The sequence below is a fragment of the Nitrospirillum guaranorum genome (assembly GCF_034653275.1).
In the GTDB taxonomy this organism is placed as follows: Bacteria; Pseudomonadota; Alphaproteobacteria; order Azospirillales; family Azospirillaceae; genus Nitrospirillum.
The window spans coordinates 88181-107459 of record NZ_JAYEES010000004.1 but is presented as its reverse complement, the minus strand read 5'-3'; the positions used below and the strand labels follow the sequence as shown (position 1 = coordinate 107459).

The 19279-nt window shown below is 69.3% G+C and carries 15 protein-coding genes and 1 pseudogene; 5 read left to right on the top strand and 11 right to left on the bottom strand.

The features are described from left to right. Window positions 1-5 precede the first annotated feature (5 nt). The 3 genes and pseudogenes from UAJ10_RS22235 to UAJ10_RS22225 form a co-directional block, all read right to left on the bottom strand. A pseudogene (locus tag UAJ10_RS22235) lies at window positions 6-2446 on the bottom strand (DUF3141 domain-containing protein). Between the two features lie 371 nt (window positions 2447-2817). Next, window positions 2818-3234, bottom strand: a complete 417-nt coding sequence (locus UAJ10_RS22230; protein ID WP_322917456.1) for a hypothetical protein — start codon at window positions 3232-3234, stop codon at window positions 2818-2820. A gap of 204 nt (window positions 3235-3438) precedes the next feature. Continuing rightward, window positions 3439-5139 (bottom strand): methyl-accepting chemotaxis protein, encoded by a 1701-nt coding sequence (locus UAJ10_RS22225; protein ID WP_322917455.1) that lies wholly within the window; start codon window positions 5137-5139, stop codon window positions 3439-3441. A gap of 562 nt (window positions 5140-5701) precedes the next feature. Between UAJ10_RS22225 and UAJ10_RS22220 the strand changes: the two genes are divergently transcribed. After that, window positions 5702-6553, top strand: coding sequence for a hypothetical protein (locus UAJ10_RS22220; protein ID WP_322917454.1), 852 nt, complete (start codon window positions 5702-5704; stop codon window positions 6551-6553). A 7-nt stretch (window positions 6554-6560) separates the two neighbouring features. Here the strand turns inward: UAJ10_RS22220 and UAJ10_RS22215 are convergent, their stop codons facing one another. The 3 genes from UAJ10_RS22215 to UAJ10_RS22205 form a co-directional block, all read right to left on the bottom strand. Then, window positions 6561-7955 carry a DUF3667 domain-containing protein gene (locus tag UAJ10_RS22215; protein ID WP_322917453.1) on the bottom strand — a complete coding sequence of 465 codons (1395 nt, stop codon included), beginning with the start codon at window positions 7953-7955 and terminating at the stop codon, window positions 6561-6563. Window positions 7956-8080: 125 nt separating this feature from the next. Further along, window positions 8081-8788, bottom strand: a complete 708-nt coding sequence (locus tag UAJ10_RS22210) for an HAD family acid phosphatase (protein ID WP_322917452.1) — start codon at window positions 8786-8788, stop codon at window positions 8081-8083. Between the two features lie 10 nt (window positions 8789-8798). Continuing rightward, window positions 8799-10307, bottom strand: a complete 1509-nt coding sequence (locus tag UAJ10_RS22205) for a metallophosphoesterase (RefSeq protein ID WP_322917451.1) — start codon at window positions 10305-10307, stop codon at window positions 8799-8801. 281 nt (window positions 10308-10588) lie between these two features. Here UAJ10_RS22205 and UAJ10_RS22200 point away from each other — a divergent pair, with 281 nt between their 5' ends. The 3 genes from UAJ10_RS22200 to UAJ10_RS22190 all read left to right on the top strand — a co-directional run bounded on the left by UAJ10_RS22200 (window position 10589) and on the right by UAJ10_RS22190 (window position 13416). After that, a complete protein-coding gene (locus UAJ10_RS22200; protein WP_322917450.1) occupies window positions 10589-11431 on the top strand; it encodes a DUF4349 domain-containing protein in 843 nt (280 codons plus the stop codon). Between the two features lie 53 nt (window positions 11432-11484). Beyond that, window positions 11485-12432 carry a beta-galactosidase gene (locus tag UAJ10_RS22195; protein WP_322917449.1) on the top strand — a complete coding sequence of 316 codons (948 nt, stop codon included), beginning with the start codon at window positions 11485-11487 and terminating at the stop codon, window positions 12430-12432. Window positions 12433-12528: 96 nt separating this feature from the next. After that, complete coding sequence (locus tag UAJ10_RS22190; RefSeq protein ID WP_322917448.1) at window positions 12529-13416, top strand: DUF4349 domain-containing protein; 888 nt, start codon at window positions 12529-12531, stop codon at window positions 13414-13416. On the opposite strand, the gene UAJ10_RS22185 is transcribed toward UAJ10_RS22190, so the two are convergent. From UAJ10_RS22185 to UAJ10_RS22165, 5 genes are all read right to left on the bottom strand, one after another. Beyond that, entirely contained in the window at window positions 13413-14162 is a 750-nt protein-coding gene (locus tag UAJ10_RS22185; protein WP_322917447.1) for an SDR family oxidoreductase, read from the bottom strand. The two genes, UAJ10_RS22190 and UAJ10_RS22185, sit on opposite strands and share 4 nt — an antisense overlap. 9 nt (window positions 14163-14171) lie before the next feature. Further along, complete coding sequence (locus UAJ10_RS22180) at window positions 14172-14879, bottom strand: histidine phosphatase family protein (protein ID WP_322917446.1); 708 nt, start codon at window positions 14877-14879, stop codon at window positions 14172-14174. Window positions 14880-14883: 4 nt separating this feature from the next. Beyond that, window positions 14884-16008: a phosphotransferase family protein gene (locus tag UAJ10_RS22175; protein WP_322917445.1), complete on the bottom strand. Its 1125-nt coding sequence runs from the start codon at window positions 16006-16008 to the stop codon at window positions 14884-14886. After that, a complete protein-coding gene (locus tag UAJ10_RS22170; protein ID WP_322917444.1) occupies window positions 16005-16892 on the bottom strand; it encodes an SDR family oxidoreductase in 888 nt (295 codons plus the stop codon). The genes UAJ10_RS22175 and UAJ10_RS22170 overlap by 4 nt, the downstream gene beginning before the upstream one ends. Window positions 16893-16989: 97 nt before the next feature. Beyond that, the gene (locus tag UAJ10_RS22165) at window positions 16990-18228 is read right to left on the bottom strand and encodes an acyl-CoA dehydrogenase family protein (protein ID WP_322917443.1); all 1239 of its coding nucleotides are present in this window, start codon (window positions 18226-18228) and stop codon (window positions 16990-16992) included. A 79-nt stretch (window positions 18229-18307) separates the two neighbouring features. On the opposite strand from UAJ10_RS22165, the gene UAJ10_RS22160 reads away from it, so the two are divergent. Then, entirely contained in the window at window positions 18308-19276 is a 969-nt protein-coding gene (locus UAJ10_RS22160) for a LysR family transcriptional regulator (protein ID WP_322917442.1), read from the top strand. The last annotated feature ends 3 nt before the right edge of the window (window positions 19277-19279 follow it).

Here is a 19279-nt window from a genome sequence, read left to right as displayed (position 1 = left end):
CGCCCTTACCGGCGCGGGGCCTTGGCCCGGCGGGGTGCCGGCGCGCGCTTGGGCACGGTCACCGGGGCCGTGGCCACGGGGCCGGGCTTGGGCTCCGCCGCCACATCCACGGGTGGGGAGGCCGGCGTATCGGTGATGATGGAGGTTTCCGCCGGCGGCGGTTCCTTGGGCGTGGGGGCCGCCTTGGCGCGGCGCACCTTGGCCGTGGCTGGTTTGGCCGGTGCCCTGGGTACCGCCAGGGGCTCTTCAGCCGGCTCCTCGGGCGCGGGCGGGGCGACGGCCGGCGGCGCGTCCAGCACCGGGTTGGACAGTTCGGTACCGGGCGCCGGGGCGGTGGCGGCGGCCGAAGCCTTGCCCGTAGCTTTGGGCGCCTTGGCGGCCAAGTCCCGGAACAGGGCCACCAGGCTGTCCAGCCGTTCCTGGCCCTTGGTGTCCAGCGGGCCGGCGGCCCCGGCCACCGTCACCAGCCCTTCCGAAACGCGGGTGATTTCTTCCGCCGTGGCGCCGGCCAGCAGCTCGGGCAGGGTTTCCAGGGCCGCCGCCGGGTCCAGCAGCAGCATCAGGAACTGGTCGCGCACGAGGTGCTTGAACTCCTCCAGTTCCATGCCGCGGCCATGGGTGTCGCGCAGGCCGCGCAGGGCGTTGAAGCCACGGGCGTCGGCCATGCGCTCCGCCAGGGCCACGTGCAGCAGGGCCCGCATGCCGGCCTCGCGCAGGCCGCCCACGTGCAGCCGCCGGCGCAGCTCCGCCCCCTGTTCCGCCAGGAAGCGGCGGTGTTCGGGGGTTTCACCGGGATGACTGCGGGGCGGGGCGTCGTCGGCGTTCAGGCCGAACAGCGCCTGGGTCAGCGGGTGCCCGTAGATGCCCATGAACAGCGCCTCCGCCGTCGCGTCGCGGCGGTCGCGGTAGACGTCCAGCGCCGTTTCCATCTGGCGGGCCAGCCGCTGTTCCAGGTTGCGCCACATGTTCTCCGACCCCACCGGGCGGCGGTCGCGCCGGGCGGCGGCGGCCAGCTCCGGCACGCCGTTCAGCCAGGGGTTGGTGTCGGAGAACAGTTCGTAGCTGAGGCGCAGGGGGTGCAGGCCGCGCAGGATTTCCGCCGTCGTCTCCCCCACCAGCTGGCGCACCCAGGGCTGCATGAAGTCGCGGTAGAGGCCCAGCGTCACGCGGGAGAGACGGGACACGGTGGCGAAGCGGCGCTCGTCATCCGGCAGCGGCTCCACATGGGCGGCCACGTCGGCTATGCTGCGCGCGGCGAAGCGCAAGACGTTGGGGTCGCCCTCCTGCCCCGATTGGCCCGAGGGCGCGGCCTCGGCCGGTAGGATCTGCGCCTCGTACAGGCCAGGGGGCAGCACGTCGATGAAATCGATGTTGGACGCGAACTCGCGATGCTCCTTCCGCGCCACGGCGGCGGAAACGAAAATGCCCAGGTGGCCCACGCTTTCATGCACGGCGTAGACGATGGTCTGGCCGTGGCAACGGATGTCGTCCACGCTTTCATACAGGTCGCAAATCCAGCCCAGCGCCTGTGGCGGGGGGAGATGTTGTCGCCCTTGGAGCAGAAGACGATGATGGGGGAGCGGATGGCCCGCAGGTCCACGCGCACCCCGTCCTTGGTGACGATGTCGGCGGTGGCCAGGCGGTTGCCCACGAACAGCTTGTCGACGATGTACTGGATTTCCTCGCCGTTCAGCAGGACATGGCCGTTCCACCACTTCTCGAAACCCAGGTAGCGCGGCGCCTCGGTGTCGACCTTGTCCCACAGGGCGTACTGCTTGCCCACCAGGGTGTTGGCGGGGTTCAGGTTCTCGAAGTTCTGCACCAGCCAGGCGCCGTCGAACAGGCCGGCGCCCATGTCGCTGGCGAAGGCCGTCAGCCAGCTGCCGCCCAGCAGGCCGCCGCTGTAACGCATGGGGTCCTGCCCGCGATGGCCGGCCCAGAAGGACAGGGGCGTGCCGGCGATGATGATGGGGCCGAACAGGTCGGGGCGGATGGCCGCCGTCATCATCAGCTGCCAGCCGGCCTGGCAGTTGCCGATGACCACCGGCTTGCCCTCGGCCTCCGGATGCAGCTCGATGACCTTTTCCAGGCAGGCGGCCTCGGCCGCGATCACGTCCTCCACCGTCTGGCCCGGCACCGGGCGCGGCAGGAAGCCGATGAAATAGCAGGGATGGCCGGCGGCCAGGGCCACGCCGATCTCGCTGTCGGACTTGAAGCCGCCGATGCCGGGGCCGTGGCCGGCGCGGGGGTCGACGATGACGAAGGGGCGCTTCTTCAGGTCCAGCTCGATGCCCGCCGGCGGGATGATGCGTTGCAGCGAATAGTTCACCGGCCGCGGCAAGGTGGCGCCATCCAGCACCGTCTCGCTTTCGAAGCTGAGCACCGTGGGCGCCGTCTGGGCCATGTGCTCATGGTACTGGGCGCCGCGCTGGCGCAGCACGTCCATCACCAGGGCTGTGCGCTGGAAGGCGTCGACCGTGTAGGCCAGCCCGTCCTGCCACAGGCGGAAAGGCCAATGATTGCTGGGGTCAAGAAAGCCCTCGGGCATCTCGAATGGCCCCTTGGGGCCGGTCGCGTCGGTAAAGGCCATCAGCTTTCCCTCTCCAGTCGGTCCCGCGCCGCTTGCCACCGGCGCCGGGATAACCCCGCGAGGCCGCAGTATAACCAACCGCTCTCGCAGGCGCGAAGAAGGTTTTGCGTCGCACAAAGGGAATAGGCCGCCGGGGGTCTGAACCGGCGGCCTACCCAGGGCGGGGTCCGCCTTCAGGCCACGCCGGCCAAAGCGGTACCCCACCCGCAAGACGCGCATGGGGAAGGTCAGAAGCTGAGGCAGCGGCTGCCCTCTTCGCCGGCGGCCCGTTCCAGCACCAGGGCCAATTCCGCCGCCACGGTGCGGGCCTGCCGCCAAGAGGCGCAGGGGATGCGGTAGCGCCAGGGCACCGGCTCCCCCGCCCACAGGACCACCTGGGCCAGCGCTTCCGGCCGGGCGATGTCGGCTGATCGGATGGGCTGCACCGCGACCTCCGCCAGGGGGAAGTCGCCCGCCCGACGGGGATCGCTGATCCAAACCCGGCCGGCGGCAACGTCGACGCGCACGGAGCCGCCGGCCGGCAGGTGGGCGGGCGTGGCGAAGGACCAGTCGGCCACGCGCGGCGGCTGGTTCGCCTTGGCGATGTCGGGAGCGGCGTCGGGGGTATGGGTGATGAGGTCGATCAGGGTGGTGAAGCCCAACATGGCGGTGTGTCCGGGCAGGGGTCGTTCAGGCGAGGTCGTCCAGGCCCCCATTGAGCCGCCATCAGCCCATTAAAATTCCATAGCAGAAGGGCACGCCGTCCATTAAAGCCCGGGAAAAGACCAGAAAGACCGGAAAGGGACTGGCGAAAAGAAACGGCCCGGACTCTGGGTTTCCGGGCCGCTGGGAAACGCGTCAAGGCTGGATCAGGCGGTCTTCACACCGGTGATGAAGCGCGACACCTCGGCGTTCAGATCCTCCGCCTGGTGCGACACGTCGCGGGCGGAGTCCTGCAACTGGCCGGCGGCGGCGCCGGTGGCCACCGCCGCCTGATGCACGCCGGTGATATTGCGCGACACGTCCTCGGTGCCCTTGGCCGCCTCGTTCACACTGCGGGCGATTTCCGAGGTGGTGGCCGACTGCTCCTCGATGGCGGAGGCGATGGCCATGGCGATGTCGGACATCTCGTTGATGGTGCGGCTGACGCTCTCGATGGCGGCCACCGCCTGCGACGTCAGGCCCTGGATCTCACCGATCTGGCTTTCGATGTCACCCGTCGCCTTGGCCGTCTGGTTGGCCAGGCTTTTCACCTCGCTGGCCACGACGGCGAAGCCCTTGCCCGCCTCCCCCGCCCGCGCCGCCTCGATGGTGGCGTTCAGCGCCAGCAGGTTGGTCTGCCCGGCGATGTCGCTGATCAGCTGCACGATCTCCCCGATGCGTTGGGCGCTGTCGGCCAGGCGCCGCGCGGTGCCGCTGGTGTCGTTCGCCTCCTGGATGGCCTTGGTGGCGATGGTGCGCGACTTTTCCACCTGGCTGCTGATCTCCTGCACCGTGGCCACCATCTCGTCCGTGGCGGAGGCCACGGTCTGGACGTTGGCGGAGGCCTGCTGGGCGGCGGCGGCCACGGCGCTGGACTGGGTGTTGGTCTGCTCGGCCGTGCTGGCCATGCTCTCGGCCGTGGCCTGCATCTCCGTCGCGGCGCCCGCCAGGGCGTCGACCAGCTGGGCCACCTTGGCCTCGAAGCCCTGGACCAGGCCTTCCAGCGCCACGGCGCGGCGTTCCTTGGCCTGACGCTCCAGCTCCTGGGCCTGCGCCAGGTCGCGGGCCTTCACCATGCCATCGCGGAACACCTCCAGCGCGCGGGCCAGCGTGCCCACCTCATCCCCCCGGTCGGTGTCGGTGACGATGACCGCCAGGTCGCCGGCCGCCATGGTCTCGACCACGCCGGTGGTGCGGGTGATGGGACGGACGACGCCCGAGACGATGACCACCGTGGCGCCGCCGCACAGCAGGGCGGTGATCGCGATGGCCACCCAGGTCATCCACACGGCGCTGTCGGACAGGGCCTGGCCCGCGTTGGCGGCCTTCTTGCCCTCTTTCCCGTTGAAGTCGTTGTCGGCAATGACGGCATCGCGCGCCGCCTGGTAGTGCTTCAGACCGTCGCCCAGATAGAGCGGCAGCGCCTGCGCCACCTCACCCTTGGCCACCATATCCTGGACCCGCGCGGCGATGGCCTTGTACTGCGCCCAACTGGCGTCGAACTCCTTCATCAACCGCTCGTCATCCGTGCCGGCGGTCACCAGCGGCTGGTAATCGGCGCGCGCCTTCTCCACGGCAGCGACCGCGCTGACGTACTGCTTGCCCGTGGCTTGTATCAGCGCCGCGTCGTTGGCGCCGGCGGCGATGACCACCCGCCCCTCGACCACGCGGGCGTCGGCCACCGCCACGCCCAGGCGGCCCAGCAGCGCCGTCGACGGCAGCCAATTGTCGCGCATGTCGGCGGCGGTGTTGCTCACGGCCTCTGTTCGGCTGAGACCGAACAGCCCCAGGCCCAGCGTCGCCAAGAAGACCACCAGGAAAGCCGTTAGGACCTTGAGGCGGATGGAGAGGTTGCGCCAGGCTGTCATGATGAGGGCCCTTTCCTGGATGCGGCTTGCTGTGGACGGCCAATGGCAGCCCGTTGAGACGACGCCCCTTGATCCCCCGCCCCCAATTAAAGAGGGATTAACAGACACTTGCCGAATCCCGCTGGGTCGGCGTTATTAATTATTTGATTATTATAGATAATTTTCGAATTTGCTTTATCTGTACTGTGGGATAGTCAGGGGGCGCGTGCGTAAATGTCGCACCCTCGCAAGACAGGCGCCGCCGATTACGCCGAATCCCGCCGGGCGGCCTAATGCTCAAGCCTTAACGACTGGCTAATCCTATTGCCGTAATCTTACCCACTTGAGGCAACCCTGGTCCCCAGGGATCTAGGGTCGCCCCGGGAGAAGGCCGCCGATAAGGTCGGCCGCACCAAGGCCCAGAAGGGCCCGCCACCACCACGCGACAACGGCCCCTTGGCAGAAGGGGCCGAAGGGATGTGTTCACACCATGGTCATGCCCGCGTCGCGGTTCGCTTTTCAGCCACTCTTTTTGCGGCGGGCCGCCCTGTGCCTGGCCCTCGCCCTCCTGACATCCCGGGCCGTGCCAGCCCTGGCCGCCAGCGACGATCCAGTCGACGCGGGCGGCCTGGCCATGCCCGGCGCATCAGTCCCAGCCCCGGCGCCGCTGGTGGTGCACGCCCTGAACCAGGGCACGGCCCCCGCCTATGTGCTGAAAGTGCTGAAGCTGGCCCTGGACAAAAGCGGCCGGCCCTATGTGCTGAAGATCGACACCCACACCCTCCCCACCGCGCAGGTGCTGCGCCTGTTGGAACAGCCGGACAACGGCACGGTGGATGTCTATTGGCTGCCCACCGCGCCGGCGCTGGAGGCGCACTTCCAGCCGGTGCGGGTGCCGCTGGACCGGGGGTTGATGGGCTATCGCCTGCTGGCGGTGAATGAGGCGGCGCAGGCCAAGATCAGCGCCGGCACGCCCCTGTCGCTGGCGCAGGGGCCGGGCTGGCCCGAAGCCCGTCTGCTGCGCGCCGCCGGCCAGACGGTGCATGAGACGGCCGGCAACCTGTACAACGAGGTCGCCACCGGCGGCGCCGACGCCGTGCCGCGCAGCAGCCTGGACATCGACCAGGAGGTGGAACGGGCGCGCGAGGCCGGCGTGCCGGTGACGGTGGCCCGCGATGTCGCGCTGCTCTACCGCGACTTCTACCTCTACTTCTTCGTGGCCAAGCATAACGACCGCCTGGCCGACATGCTGCAGGACGGGCTGTACCAGGCCTATGCCGACGGGTCCTTCATGGCGCTGTTCCGCAACGACCCTGAGATCCGCGCCGCGCTGGCCTACACCCATCAGGGCCGCCGGGTGCTGGCCCTGCCCAATCCCGACGCCACCACACCCACCCGCGCCATCGCCGCCAGCCTGACCGAAAGCCTGGACTAGGCGCGGGCTACTCCACCAGCCCCATGGAGACGATGAAGACCAGGTAGAAGGTCAGCGCCAGCAGGGCCACCCACAGCAGCACCATGGTGCGCCACAGGGCGCCGAAGGTGCCGAGGCGGTAGGCGCCCTTCAGGTGGGCGTACATGTGGACGGGCGGGACGAAGCACATGAGGCCGCCAATGGCGGCCGCCCCCAGGCCCGCGCGTGAGCCCAGGGCCGCCACCGCCGTCAGCACGGCCATGAAGGACAGGGAGTGGAGCGCGAAGACCACATGGTCATAGAGGTAGATGCCGCGCTTGAACAGGAACATCAGCCAGATGAAGGGCACCGACAGCGGCACCAGCAGGAAGGACAGCTTGGACGCCGATTCCTTCATCTTGTAGAGCGTCAGCTCCGGATTGCGCAGGGCATGGCGGATGTGTTCCTCCAGCTTGGGCATGCCAAGGTCGACATCGAACATCTCCTTGGAATCGGCCAGCCGCTTGGCCGCCCGCGCCCAGGACGGCTCATCCCCCGTGGCCGGTTCCTCGTCCGTACTTCCAAACAGCTTGGCCATCTGCTGCTGGCGATGCTCTTCCTTGGTGGGCTTATGGGATTGGGCCTCGGGCCCGGCGGAAGACGCCGCCGCGTCGGGGGCGGTCGCGGGCGCCGGAGGCGCCGCACCCTCCGCCGGAACCGAGGCGGGAGCCTGGGCGCCGGCCGAGGCCGGTACTGACGCGCCGGACACCGCCTGTCCGGCCTTCTCCGTCGCCTTCAGGCCGGCCGCGGCAGCCGTGTCGAAAGCCTTCAGCACGGCCTCCGCCACCTTCAGTTCCTGTTGGCGCTTGTCGCGGCGGGTGGTGGCCTTGTCGACGTTGCCCCCATCCTGCCGCGCCTCGGCCAGATCGTCTTCCGCCTCCTGCAGTTCCGCCTTGGCGTCGTTCACCGCCGATTCCAGTTCCACCCGGCCGTCGGCCATGGACTTGTGGTCCAGGTTCTTCAACGCGTCGCCGTTGATCACCTTGTTGGGCGTATCGATGAAGGACAGGGAGAAGAACATGAGGAAGACGCAAAATAGGAACAGCGCCAGGGGTGAGACATAGCGCACGCGGTGCCCGTGGACATAGTTGCGCGTCAGCTTGCCCGGCCGGAACGCCAGCATGGGGAAGGTGCGCCAGACCTTGCTGTCGAAATGCAGGATGCCGTGGAAGAACTCTTCCGCGATGTGCAGCATGGACCGGTGGACGTGCCCCGGCTGTCCGCAGGCGTGACAATAGGCGCCAGCCAGATGCGCGCCGCAATTGGCGCAACGGTGGTGCCCGTCCTCATGGCTGACGGCCGTGTGGTGCCGCTCGCCCTCGATGGCCCTGGCCACCAGGCCGGCTTCCACCAGGCCGCCGGCCGCGTCGATCTCCCCGCTCATCCCCGCCCCCCAAGGCATACGCTCCGCCGCCCCGCGCGGCGCTGGCCCCCGCCGTCGCGCGGGGTCGGGGCCGAGGATGCGGGCGGCCCGCTTTAATTGCAAGATTGACGGGCCGGCTTAAGGATTTAGGGGATGAAGTAGAAGGGATTGGCCAGCTTGAAGGTGCGTTCGGCGTGGCCGCCGGCCAGGTCGCTGTCCTGGTCGCCCATGTTGGCGATGATGGTGTAGCCCTGCGCCTCGATCTTGGCCCGCTCCGCCGCCTTGTAATCCGCCGCCGAGCCGTGGGCGCCGGGGGCGCGCAGCACCAGGCCGGCCCAGCCCTCATATCCGGCGGCCGCCAGGTTGCGGGCGGTGGCCTCGCGCTCCCCTTCCGGCCGGCCGGTGATGAAGAAGACCGCGACGCCGGCCGCGCGCGCCTGGCGGTAAAGCTCCAGCGTCGGGGCGATCACGGTGGCGCGGCCCATCATCTCCCACGCCGGGGCGGCGCAGGGCCCCCGGTCCAGATCGCAGCCGCCGGCCTTGATGTAGCCGAAGTCGTTGATCTTCAGCTGCGGCCAGTTGCTGAGCGAGGTCTCGTCGATGTCCAGCACCAGGGCGGGGCGGGAACCGACCGGCAGGGTGGCAACACGCGCCTTGATCCGGGCCCCGGCCTGCCCCGCCACGCGCGCCAGGTCGCGGTCATAGGCGCCGCTGTCGTGATAGGCCACAAGCTGGGTCTTCACCACGCCCAGGTTGGGCAAATCCGCCACCGGTGCCGCCTGGTTGGCGCAGCCGGCCAGGGTCGTCAGGAACAGGGCCAGAAACAGGACAAGGACGGGGGCGCGGACGAACATCGTTGCTCCTTCAAGGGGCCGGGCAGGCGCAGCGGGTGTAGGCATCGACCAAGGTGTTATCCAGCGCGCAGAGATACAGGGCCTGGTTATCCGGGATCATGGCCGAGGCCTGGGGCCGGGCGACGCTGTAGATGCTGCGGTACAGCGCCCGGGCGGGGCCGCTGTCACGGATATGGGCGATGACGGCGCGCAGGGTGTCGGGCGTCAGCGACTTGGCGCCCCAGGCCTGGGCGGTGTCATACTCAGGCACCCAACGCGCCGTCTTCACGCTGGGATGATCGCTCAGGTTGTTCAGATAGTAGGTCGTCAGGTGGGAAATCGAGCCATCGGTGGCCGCCTGGCCCAGCTTGAACGAGGGGCTCTGCTGATAGACCGGGCTGACGGCGGGCGTGACCAGCACGGGCACGCCGGCCCCCGGCGGCCCCACCAGGCGCAGATCGTCCATGTGGATGTGACCGGCGAACAGCACCTTGATGATGTCGTAATACTGCGCCAGTTCCGCCTCGAACCGCGCCTCCATGCCGGGGGCGAACAGTTCCACGGGCGCGGTGCAGGCGGGTATCGGTTGGCCGGCCGCGGCGGCCGCCTTGGCCGCCTTGGACCAGTTGTTGGCGGTGGCGAAGCCATCGACGCCCGGCACCACGTGGGTGATCAGCCAGACGCTGTCACCGGCGGCCTTGGCGTCCGCCAGGGCCTGGTGCAGCCAGGTCAGCGTGGTGTCCTGCGGCGTGTCGTCTGGCCGGCCGCAGCTGTTCTTGTACTTGCGGGTCAGCATCACCGTGTCGAAGGACAGGATGCGCACGCCCTTCAGGGTCGGGTGCGGAACGACGTAGTTGCCGGCCTGACGCCAGTCGCGCCCGATGCCGTCCTGATCGGCCCGGCCGATCAGGGGGCGACCGAAACCCCGGGTCAGCAGCGGCAGGGTGTCGCCCAGGAACAGGCCGTTGGGCTCCACGGCGTAGTCGCCGCAATAGCTGTCGTTGTTGCCCAGCGCCGTCAGCACCGGGACACCGGGAAAGGTGCGGCGCAGGGCTTCCAGCAGGGTGGTGACCGTCTTCAGGGTGAAGGCGCGGTAGGCGACCTCATCCCCCTTGTGCGCCGGCAGCGCCGCCTCGAACGTGTCGCGGAAGTCATGGGCCAGCATGTCGCCGGTGTGCAGGATGTAGGCCGGGTGCGGCTGTGCCTGGCGCATGGCGTTGAGGGCGGAGCGCAGCACGAACCAGTTGCTGTCCCGGCCGAAGGGCGACAGGCGGCGGCCCGCCACGCCGTCCAGGATGGCCGGCCAGTCCTTGGCCGGTGCGGCGTCCAGCCGGGCGGCCAGGCTGGCGTCGTCCAGCGGGTTGAAATGCATGTCGCTGACGATCAGGAAGGGCGCCGATTCCCCCGCCGCTCCCACCGGCTTGGTCGTGCCGGCCTGGATCGTGCCGGCCTGGGCCGCGCGGGCACCGGCGGCCCCCAGCAGCGACAGCCCCATCGCCACCACCACGGCCATGACCGGCCAGGTCCTTGCCTTCACCACCAACCGCCCCCTTGGTTTCGCAACCGCAGCACCCGCGCCCCGTTGATGGCGGTCCGCCCCCGCCCTGTCAATGGTCGCCGGCGGCATCGCCGAAAAAACATGACCAATTGGACAGGATTTAACCGCAGCACCTAATATTTATTTCGCGGAAGCCCTTGGCATTCCTGGTTGTATTCAGCCGGAAGGGTCGATACCGTTTCGTATTAACGCCGCGTTTCAGCACGGCGACCTTCCGGGGGGATGGGAACATGAGAGGGACGGGGCGGAGTCTGACGGTCGCGATGCTAGCCATGCTGGCGCTGGCGGGATGTGACAACGAGATGTCCAACAGCGTGCCGGCACCGCCACCCCCGCCCGTCATTGCCGCGCGGGCGCCTATGGCGGACAAGGCCGGCACCGAAGAGATCGTCGTGACGGGCGCCCGACGAGGAGAGGCCGAGCAGGGTAGATATCTGGCCATCACCCAATCCTACAGCCTCAGCCTGCCGGCCAGCGCGGTTGAGGCGGTGCAGAATCGCCATCTGGAAACCTGCGCCAAGCTGGGCTGCCTCGTTTTGGACAGCAGCCTGGACCATAGCTATGCCAACCGCATTACGGCCCGGACCTCCCTCCGCATTCCGCCGCAGCAGGTGGCGGCGCTGGTGGCCGACCTGACGGCAGCGCCGGTCCGCGTTACTGCGCATAGCACCGCCACCGAAGACATGACGACTACGGTGCTGGATACCGACAAGCGCCTGGAAAGCAAGATCGCCCTCCGCGACCGCCTGACGGCTCTGATGCATGGTCCTACCCATATGGCGGTCACCGACCTGGTGGCGGCGGAACGAGAGCTGGCCAACGCCCAGGGGGAAATCGAAAGCCTGACCGCGCAGCGCGACTATCTGCGCCGACAGACGGAGATGGTGAGGGTCGATATCGACTATAGCGGCGAGGCGGCGGTAGCCGGGAATACCGATCTCACACCCATCAGCAACGCGTTCAAGGGCTTCGGCCGGACCATGGTCCACGCCGCCGCCACGCTTATCGCTACCATCGCTGGCCTTCTACCCTGGCTGCCGCTGATCCTGCTGGCCGGTTGGGTCCTTCGTCATCCGCTAAGGCGCCTGCTGCGACGCCAAGATTAGCGTTCGGCTCATATAACACAGGCTCTCGCCCTGTCCGCCGTATCACCCCCGCCATGATCCGCCCGATCGCCTGCCTCCTCGCCGCCCTGCTGTTCAGCCTGCCCGCAAGGGCGGCGCCGCGCACCTTCCTCTACATGCCGGCGGATGGCCTGGCGCGAAACGACGCCGTCATCCGCCGGCCGGAGGTGGAGGGGGTGCAGGTGGTCTATTCCTGGAAAAGCCTGGAGCCGGCGCAAGGCCGGTACGACTTCGGCGCCATCGACGCGGCGCTGGCGCGGCTGGAACCCCTGGGCAAGGCGCTGGTCATCCAGGTGCAGGACCGTTTCTTCAGCCCCACGGCGCGCAACCTGCCGGACTATCTGCTGACCAACCCCGTCTATGGCGGCGGGCTGGTGGCGCAGGTGGACCGGCCGGGCCAGGGCAAGCCCCTGGCCCAGGGCTGGGTGGCCGCGCAGTGGAACCCGGCGCTTCGCGCCCGTTTCCAGGCCCTGCTGGCGGCGCTGGCCGCGCGCTTCGACGGCCGGGTTCTGGCCGTCACCCTGCCGGAAACCTCAGCCGACCTGGACCCACGCCAGCCCAACTCCGGCTTCAGCTGCGACGCCTATGTCGACGCCACGCTGGATAATCTGGCGGCCGCCCGCCGCGCCTTCACCCGATCCCAGGTGGTGCAGTATGTGAACTTCTGGCCCTGCGAGTGGGGGGACGACCACCATTACATGTCCCGCCTGTTCGCCTTCGCCGCCGCCAACGGCGTCGGCCTGGGCGGGCCGGACATCGTGCCCGGCCGCAAGGCCCAGCTGGCCAACGCCTACCCCTTCTTCAACCGTTACAAGGGCCGGCTGCCCCTGGTGGCCATGGCGGTGCAGGAACCCACCCTGACCTATACCGACCCCAAGACGGGCAAGCCCTTCACCAGGCAAGCGCTGGTGGATTACGCCGAGCGTTATCTGGGCGTGGACATCATCTTCTGGACCCCCGCCGCGCCCTGGTTGCGGCGATAGACGGATCGTGGCGATAACGCCACGTTTCCTCCGCACATCCGCCACCCTTGGTTTTTAGTCTGCGCCCATCACACAATTTGCCGATGGGGATCGCAAATGATGGGCTGTGTCCGTGGGCCTCGCCTGCCACTGGTCCTGACCGCCTGCCTGGCCGTCACCGCCTGTGGCAAGGCGCCGGAGAAGAGAGCGGAGGTCGTCACGGGCAGCGCGGCGATTGTCGCGACACCGCCGGCGGTGGGACCCGTCCACATGTCCTTCGCGGCGCCTGGCACCCCGTCGCAGGTGCCGAGCCAGCGCAAATATGTCGCCGTCAGCCATAGCTATACCCTGAGCCTGCCTGTCGATGCGGTGGAGGCGGCCCAGCGCCATCATCTGGAACTGTGTGCCTCCCTCGGTTGCGAGATTCTGGAATCGCGCCTGAACCGGGGTGGCCCACGGTGGGTGAACGCCCATACCACCCTGCGCCTGCCACCGTCGGCGTTCGCCACCTTCGCCGCCGGCCTGGCCGCACCGCCGGCGGAAATCACCAGCCATTCCGAAGTCAGCGAGGACAAGACGACGGTCGTCCTGGACCTGGATAAACGGCTGGAAACCAAGGCGGCGCTGCGCGACCGCCTGACCACCTTGCTGCGCGAGACGCCGTCCAAGAACGTGGGCGACCTGCTGAACCTGGAGCGGGAAATCGCCCAGATACAGGGCGACATCGAAAGCACCACGGCCCAGCGCGAGTATCTCCGCAGTCAGACGGACATGGTGAAGGTGGACATCCAGTATGAAGGCGTCGGCGCGGACGCGGCCCAGCCTGCCGGTGTGAACTGGCAACCCCTGAAAGCCGCCGCCAAGGAATTCATCGACATCCTGGTGGAGTCGCTGGCGAACGTCATGACCTTCACCGCCCGCGTCCTGCCCTGGACCCCCGTGGTGGTGTTGGCCGGCTGGCTGCTACGGCTGGTGTGGCGCCGCTGGCGGCGCAAGGCCGCCTAAGCCAGCTTGGCCACCAGTGACAGGGGCAGCAGTCTCAGGACCGGCGCCATGTAGGCCCAGGGCCAAGCGGGGACATAGGCCTTGGCCGGTTCCCGCTCGATGGCCTTCACCAGCAGGCGGCTGCCCACGTCACCCGAGACGGCGAAGGGCAGGCGCTTGGCGCCCTCGTTCAGTTCGGTGCGGATATAGCCGGGCAGGATGCTGCTGACCCGGATGGGGCTGCGCAGCAGGTCCGCCTGGATACCTTCGGTCAGGGCGGCCAGACCGGCCTTGGTGGCGGCGTAGGTGGTCAGGTGCCGGGGCAGGCCGCGCAGTGCGCTCATGGAAGAGATGACCACCAGGTGCCCCTTGTTCCGGGACCGGAACAATTCCAGCGCCGCCTCGCATTGCGCCAGTGCCGCCACGAAGTTGGTCTGGGCGGTGGCCAGGTTGTCAGCGAAGTGGCCGGTGCCGACGCGCCGGCCGGCACCGATGCCGGCATTGACGATGATGCGGTCCAGCCCGCCCATTTCGGTATCGAAAGCATGAAAGGTTTCAAACACCGCCGCGTGGTCGGTGACATCCAGCGGGCGGATGGCGACACGGATACCGGGCTGGGCCTTCAGCAGTTCGTCGCGCAGGGCCTCCAGCCGCCCGGTCCGGCGGGCGCACAAGGCCAGGTCCCGCCCGAGGGCGGCGAATTCCCGGGCCATGCCCTGGCCCAAGCCGGAGCTGGCACCGGTGATGAGGATGGTCTTGGCCGGCATCTTGGTTCCTCAGCGATAGGTCAGCAGGCCGTTGGGCCCGTCCAGGCCCGCCTGCTCGTTCAGGCTGGACAGCGACCAGCCCGCCCCCACCCTGCCCACGGCCCTGGATGGGGCCAGCAGCTTGGTGACGCCGCCGTTGACCAGGGCCCAGTGCACCTGGCGGGCGCCGGCGTCATCCAGGCCCAGCACGGCCTGCACCGCCACCATGATGGGCCCGCCGGAGGTGAAGACCAGGACGGTGTTGCCCCGCTGGGCCGCCCGGGCCAAACCGGCCAGCACCCGGTTGCGGAACACCGGCCAGCATTCTGCGTAGTCCCCGTCGTGTTCCCCGCCCATCCAGCGGGCCACCGCCTCGGCGAACAGGGCCTGGTAGGCGCGGCGGGGATCGGGCGCGGTGGCCAGTTCCGCCCTGAGCGCCGCGGCGTCGGCCAAATCGGGGCGATGGCAGGCGACCACGTCGGTGGGGTCGTATTCGTTCAGGTCGGGATCGATGGACAGGGCCACGCCGCCCCGGCCCATGGCCTCAAGGCAGGCGGCGGCGGTGTCGCGGTGGCGATTCAGACTGCCGCTGACGACGGCGATGTCCGCCGCCCCCAGCCGGGCGCCCAGCTGTTGCCCCACCACCCGGCCCTGGGCGACGCCCAGCGCCGACAGCCGGTCGTAATCATCCGCCCCGAAGGAAGCCTGGCCATGGCGGACGAGATGCAGCGCCACCATGGGATCACCGCCCCGCCCGGCGCAGGATGCGGCGGCACCGCCAATCCAGGTAGGTCACCAGCAGCCAGAAGCGCTTGAACGCCGGGTTGCGGGTCTGCCGGTGATGGTAGCGGTAATAGATCTGCTGGGCGATCACGGCCAGGCGGAACAGGCCGAACACCTCATAAAAGGTCCAATCCACCGCCTTGGCGTCCAGCCGGTCGCCCATGGCCGCCAAATAGTGCGCCACCACCTGGTCTCGCGTCAGCATGCCCGGCAGGTGGGTGGGCTGGCGGCGGATGGAGCGCATGAAGAAGTCGTCATCCGCCTGCACCCAATAGGCCAGGGCCCCGCCCAGGTCCATCAGCGGATCGCCGATGGTGGCCATTTCCCAGTCCAGCACGCCGATGACGCGGGTGGGGTCGGCCGCGTCCAGCACCAGGTTGTCGAAGCGCCAATCGTTGTGGATGACGCAGGCGGCGCTGTCGGCCGGGGTGTTGGCCGCCAGCCAGGCCCGCACCTTGGCGAAAGAGGGCACGTTCCAGGTGCGCGCCTTCTGATACCGGCCCGACCAGCCTTCCACCTGGCGGCGGCAATAGCCGTCGCCCTTGCCCAGCGCGGACAGGCCGGCCGCCTCCGGATCCACCCGGTGCAGGGCCACCAGCTTGTCCACCATGGCCAGGCACAGGCGGCGCACCGCATCGGGGCCCATGTCCAGGCCGCGCGGCAGGTTGGCCCGGGGGATGACGCCCGCGATGCGTTCCATGACGTAGAAGTCGGCACCGATGACCCGCTCGTCCTGGCAGAGCCCCACCATGGTGGGCACCCAAGGGAAGACCGGCTTGAGCGCCTGTTGCACGCGGAATTCACGGGCCATGTCGTGGGCGGACTTGGCCTTGGTGCCGGCCGGCGGCCGGCGCAGGATGAAGTCGCCCTCCGCCCCGTCCTGGCCATAGGCCAGGCGATAGGTCCAGTTGCTGGCCCCGCCGGAATACTGCGTCACGACGGGCAGGCCCCGCAGGTCCGGCCGCCGTTCCTTCAGCCAGCGGTCGATCACGGCCGCGTCCAGATCCTCACCCGGCCGGACCGGGCCCGCCCGGTCGGTCACGGGACGGGGCGGGGCGCCCCCCGCCACGGACGCCGCCGTCACCCGCGCGACCCGGGCGTGGTCGCGCCCGCCGGGGCTGGCGCGACGCCGCTGCGCGACGGCGTGGCCATGCTGCGCGCCCGCTTGTCGATCATGGCGACGTACCAGGCCCGCGGCATCAGCCGCTTCAGCAGCCAGAACCGGCGGCCTTCCTTGTGCGGCAGCAGGTGGCACCGGCCCGCGGCCACGCCCTGGAACACGTACTCGGCCACATCCTCCGCCGTGATGCCGGGGCGGTTCAGCAGCTTGTCCACCCGGGCGCGCAGGCGCGGGTCGGTGGTCCGCAGGCTGCTGGCCAGGTTCGTCTTGAAGAAGGAGGGGCAGATGACGCTGACGCCGATGCCGCTGGGCGCCAGTTCGTGCTGCAGCGTCTCGGAAAGGGAGACCACCGCCGCCTTGGTGGCGTTGTAGGCGCTCATCGTCGGCATATCGAGCAGGCCTGCCATGGAGGCGGTGTTCACGAAATAGCCGTGGCCCTGCGCCTTGAACATCGGCGTGAAGGCCTTGCAGCCCCGCACCACGCCCATCAGGTTGATGTCGATGATCCAGCGCCAGTCGTCCAGCGGCGTGTCGTCGATGTTGCCGGCCTGGGCCACGCCGGCGTTGTTGACGACGATGTCGACCCCGCCCCAGCGCTGGGTCAGCGCCTGGGCGGCCGCGTCCAGCGCCGCGTCGCCGCGCACGTCGCAGGGGATGGCGAAGGCGTCGGGCGCGATGGCCGACAGCTCCGCCACCGCCGCCGCCATGGCGTCGGGGTTGATGTCGCCCACGGCCACGCGCCAGCCCGCCCGGGCGTAACGCTTGCCCAGCGCCAGGCCCAGGCCGCTGGCCCCACCGGTGATGAAGATCCGCCCGCCCTGGGGCCCCGTCTTCGGTGTGATGCCCATGCCCTCAACCCTCCCCTTATTCTTCATCAGCCTTTGATCCAGGGATCAAAGCCCCCTCAGCCCGCGATCGCGGCCTCTACCGGCGACTGCCGATGGCTCATGCCGGTGTTTTCTTGTAGCCGCGCTTGGCCAACTCGATGCGGGCGATCATGGCCTTGTGCACCTCATCCGGCCCATCGGCCAGGCGCAGGGACCGCGCCTGGGCGTAGAAGCCGGCCAGCGGCGTGTCGCCCGACACGCCGGCGCCGCCATGCATCTGGATGGCGTCGTCCACCACCCGTTCCAGTACGCTGGGCGCCACCACCTTGATGGCGGAGATCTCGGTCAGGGCCGCTTGGGTCCCGACCTTGTCCATCTTCCAGGCGGCATAGAGGGTCAGCAGGCGGGCCTGGTCGATGGCCACGCGGGCCTCCGCCACCCGTTCGCGATTACCGCCCAGATCGATCAGCGGCCGGCCGAAGGCGGTGCGGCTGGTACCCCGGCGGATCATGAGGTCCAGCGCCGCTTCGGCGGCACCCAGGCAGCGCATGCAGTGATGGATACGGCCGGGGCCCAGGCGCCCCTGCGCGATCTCGAACCCCATGCCGGGGCCGGCGATCAGGTTGCCGGCCGGCACCCGCACCCGGTCGAACACCACCTCGCCATGGCCGTGGGGGGCATCCCAAGCGCCGAACACGGGCAGCATGCGCTCTATGCGCACGCCGGGAGTGTCCAGGGGCACCAGCACCATGGAATGCTGGTGATGGCGGTCGCGGTTCTCATCCGGGGTGCGGGCCATGACGATGGCGATGCGGGCGCGGGGATCGCCGATGCCGCTGGACCACCATTTGCGGCCGGTCACCACCACCTCGTCTCCCTCGACCACCGCCGTGGCCGCCATGTTGGTGGCGTCGGAGGAGGCCACCTCGGGCTCGGTCATGCTGAAGACGCTGCGGATTTCGCCGGCCAGCAGGGGCTTCAGCCACCGTTCCTGCTGCTCCTTGCTGCCGTACCGCCACAGCACCTCCATATTGCCGGTGTCGGGGGCGTTGCAGTTGAACACCTCCGGCGCCATCAGGCTGTGGCCCGTGGCTTCGGCGATGGGGGCGTATTCCAGGGTGCTGAGGCCGGCGCCCAATTCCGCGTCGGGCAGGAACATGTTCCACAGGCCCTCGGCCTTGGCCCGGGCCTTCAGCTCCTCCATCTTGGGGGGCACCCGCCAGGCGGTCCAGTCGGGGCCGTCATGGGCGGCGACGTCGCGCCAGTACTGCGCCTCCACCGGGGCGATGTGGTCGGCGATGAAGCGGCGGACACGGTCCAGATAGTCCTGGCCGCGGGCGCTGGGCTGGAAGTCCATCGGCGTTCTCTCCCTTTGTTAGGGCGGAGTGTAGCGCCGGATTGACATGAACGGATGGGAAGTTTATGCGCGATAAACCATGAATGATGTTCATGATATTCGCCTGCTTTCCCGGTTGGACCTGAACCTGTTGCGGGTGTTCGACGCCGTCTACCGGGCACGCAGCCTGACGCGGGCGGCGGATGAGCTGGCGCTGTCGCAATCGGCCGTCAGCCATGCCCTGGCCCGCCTGCGCGACCAGCTGGGCCCGCACCTGGGGACGGGGCCCACGGGTGCCGGAAACGAACCGCTGTTCCCCCGCGACGGCCGGGGCGTGGCGCCCTCCGCCCTGGCGCGCCGCCTGGCCCCCCGGGTGCGCGAGGCGCTGGCGGCCCTGGGCCGGGCCCTGGCCGACGCGCAGGATTTCCAGCCGGACCGCGATTTGCGCCAAGCCGTCATCGCCATGCCCGAGGCGGTGGAGCCCGCCCTGCTGCCGGCCATGATGGCCCGCCTGCGCCGGCATCTGGCGGAGGGTGCCAGCCCCCGGCTGGACAGCGTGCGGCTGGACCGGGCCACCATGAAGGCCGACCTGGCGCGGGGCCGCATGGACCTGGCGGTGGACGTGACGCTGGCGCCCGACCCCGACCTGCGCCATCTGCCGCTGTTGAGCGACGACTATTGCCTGGTCGCGGCCGCGGGCCGTGCCCCCGTTGATCTGGAGGGGTATAGGACGGCGGCGCACATCGCCGTCTCCTCCCGCCGCAGCGGTCCGGCGGTGGAGGACTACGCCCTGTTGCGCCTGGGCATACAGCGGAAAATTTCGCTACGCTGCCAACGGTATGAGACCGCCTGCCGCGTGGTAGCGGAGGCGGGCCTGAAAGGTGGTGGCCTGCTGCTGACCATGGGCCGGCACCACAGCCAGCCGCTGGTGGACGGCAGCCGGGGGGCCCTGGTCACCCTGCCCCTGCCTCTGGACATGCCGCCATTGGCGTTTAATCTCTACTGGCATCGCGCCAGTGACGAGGACCCCGCCAACCGCTGGCTGCGCGACGTTCTGCGCCCGACCTGACGG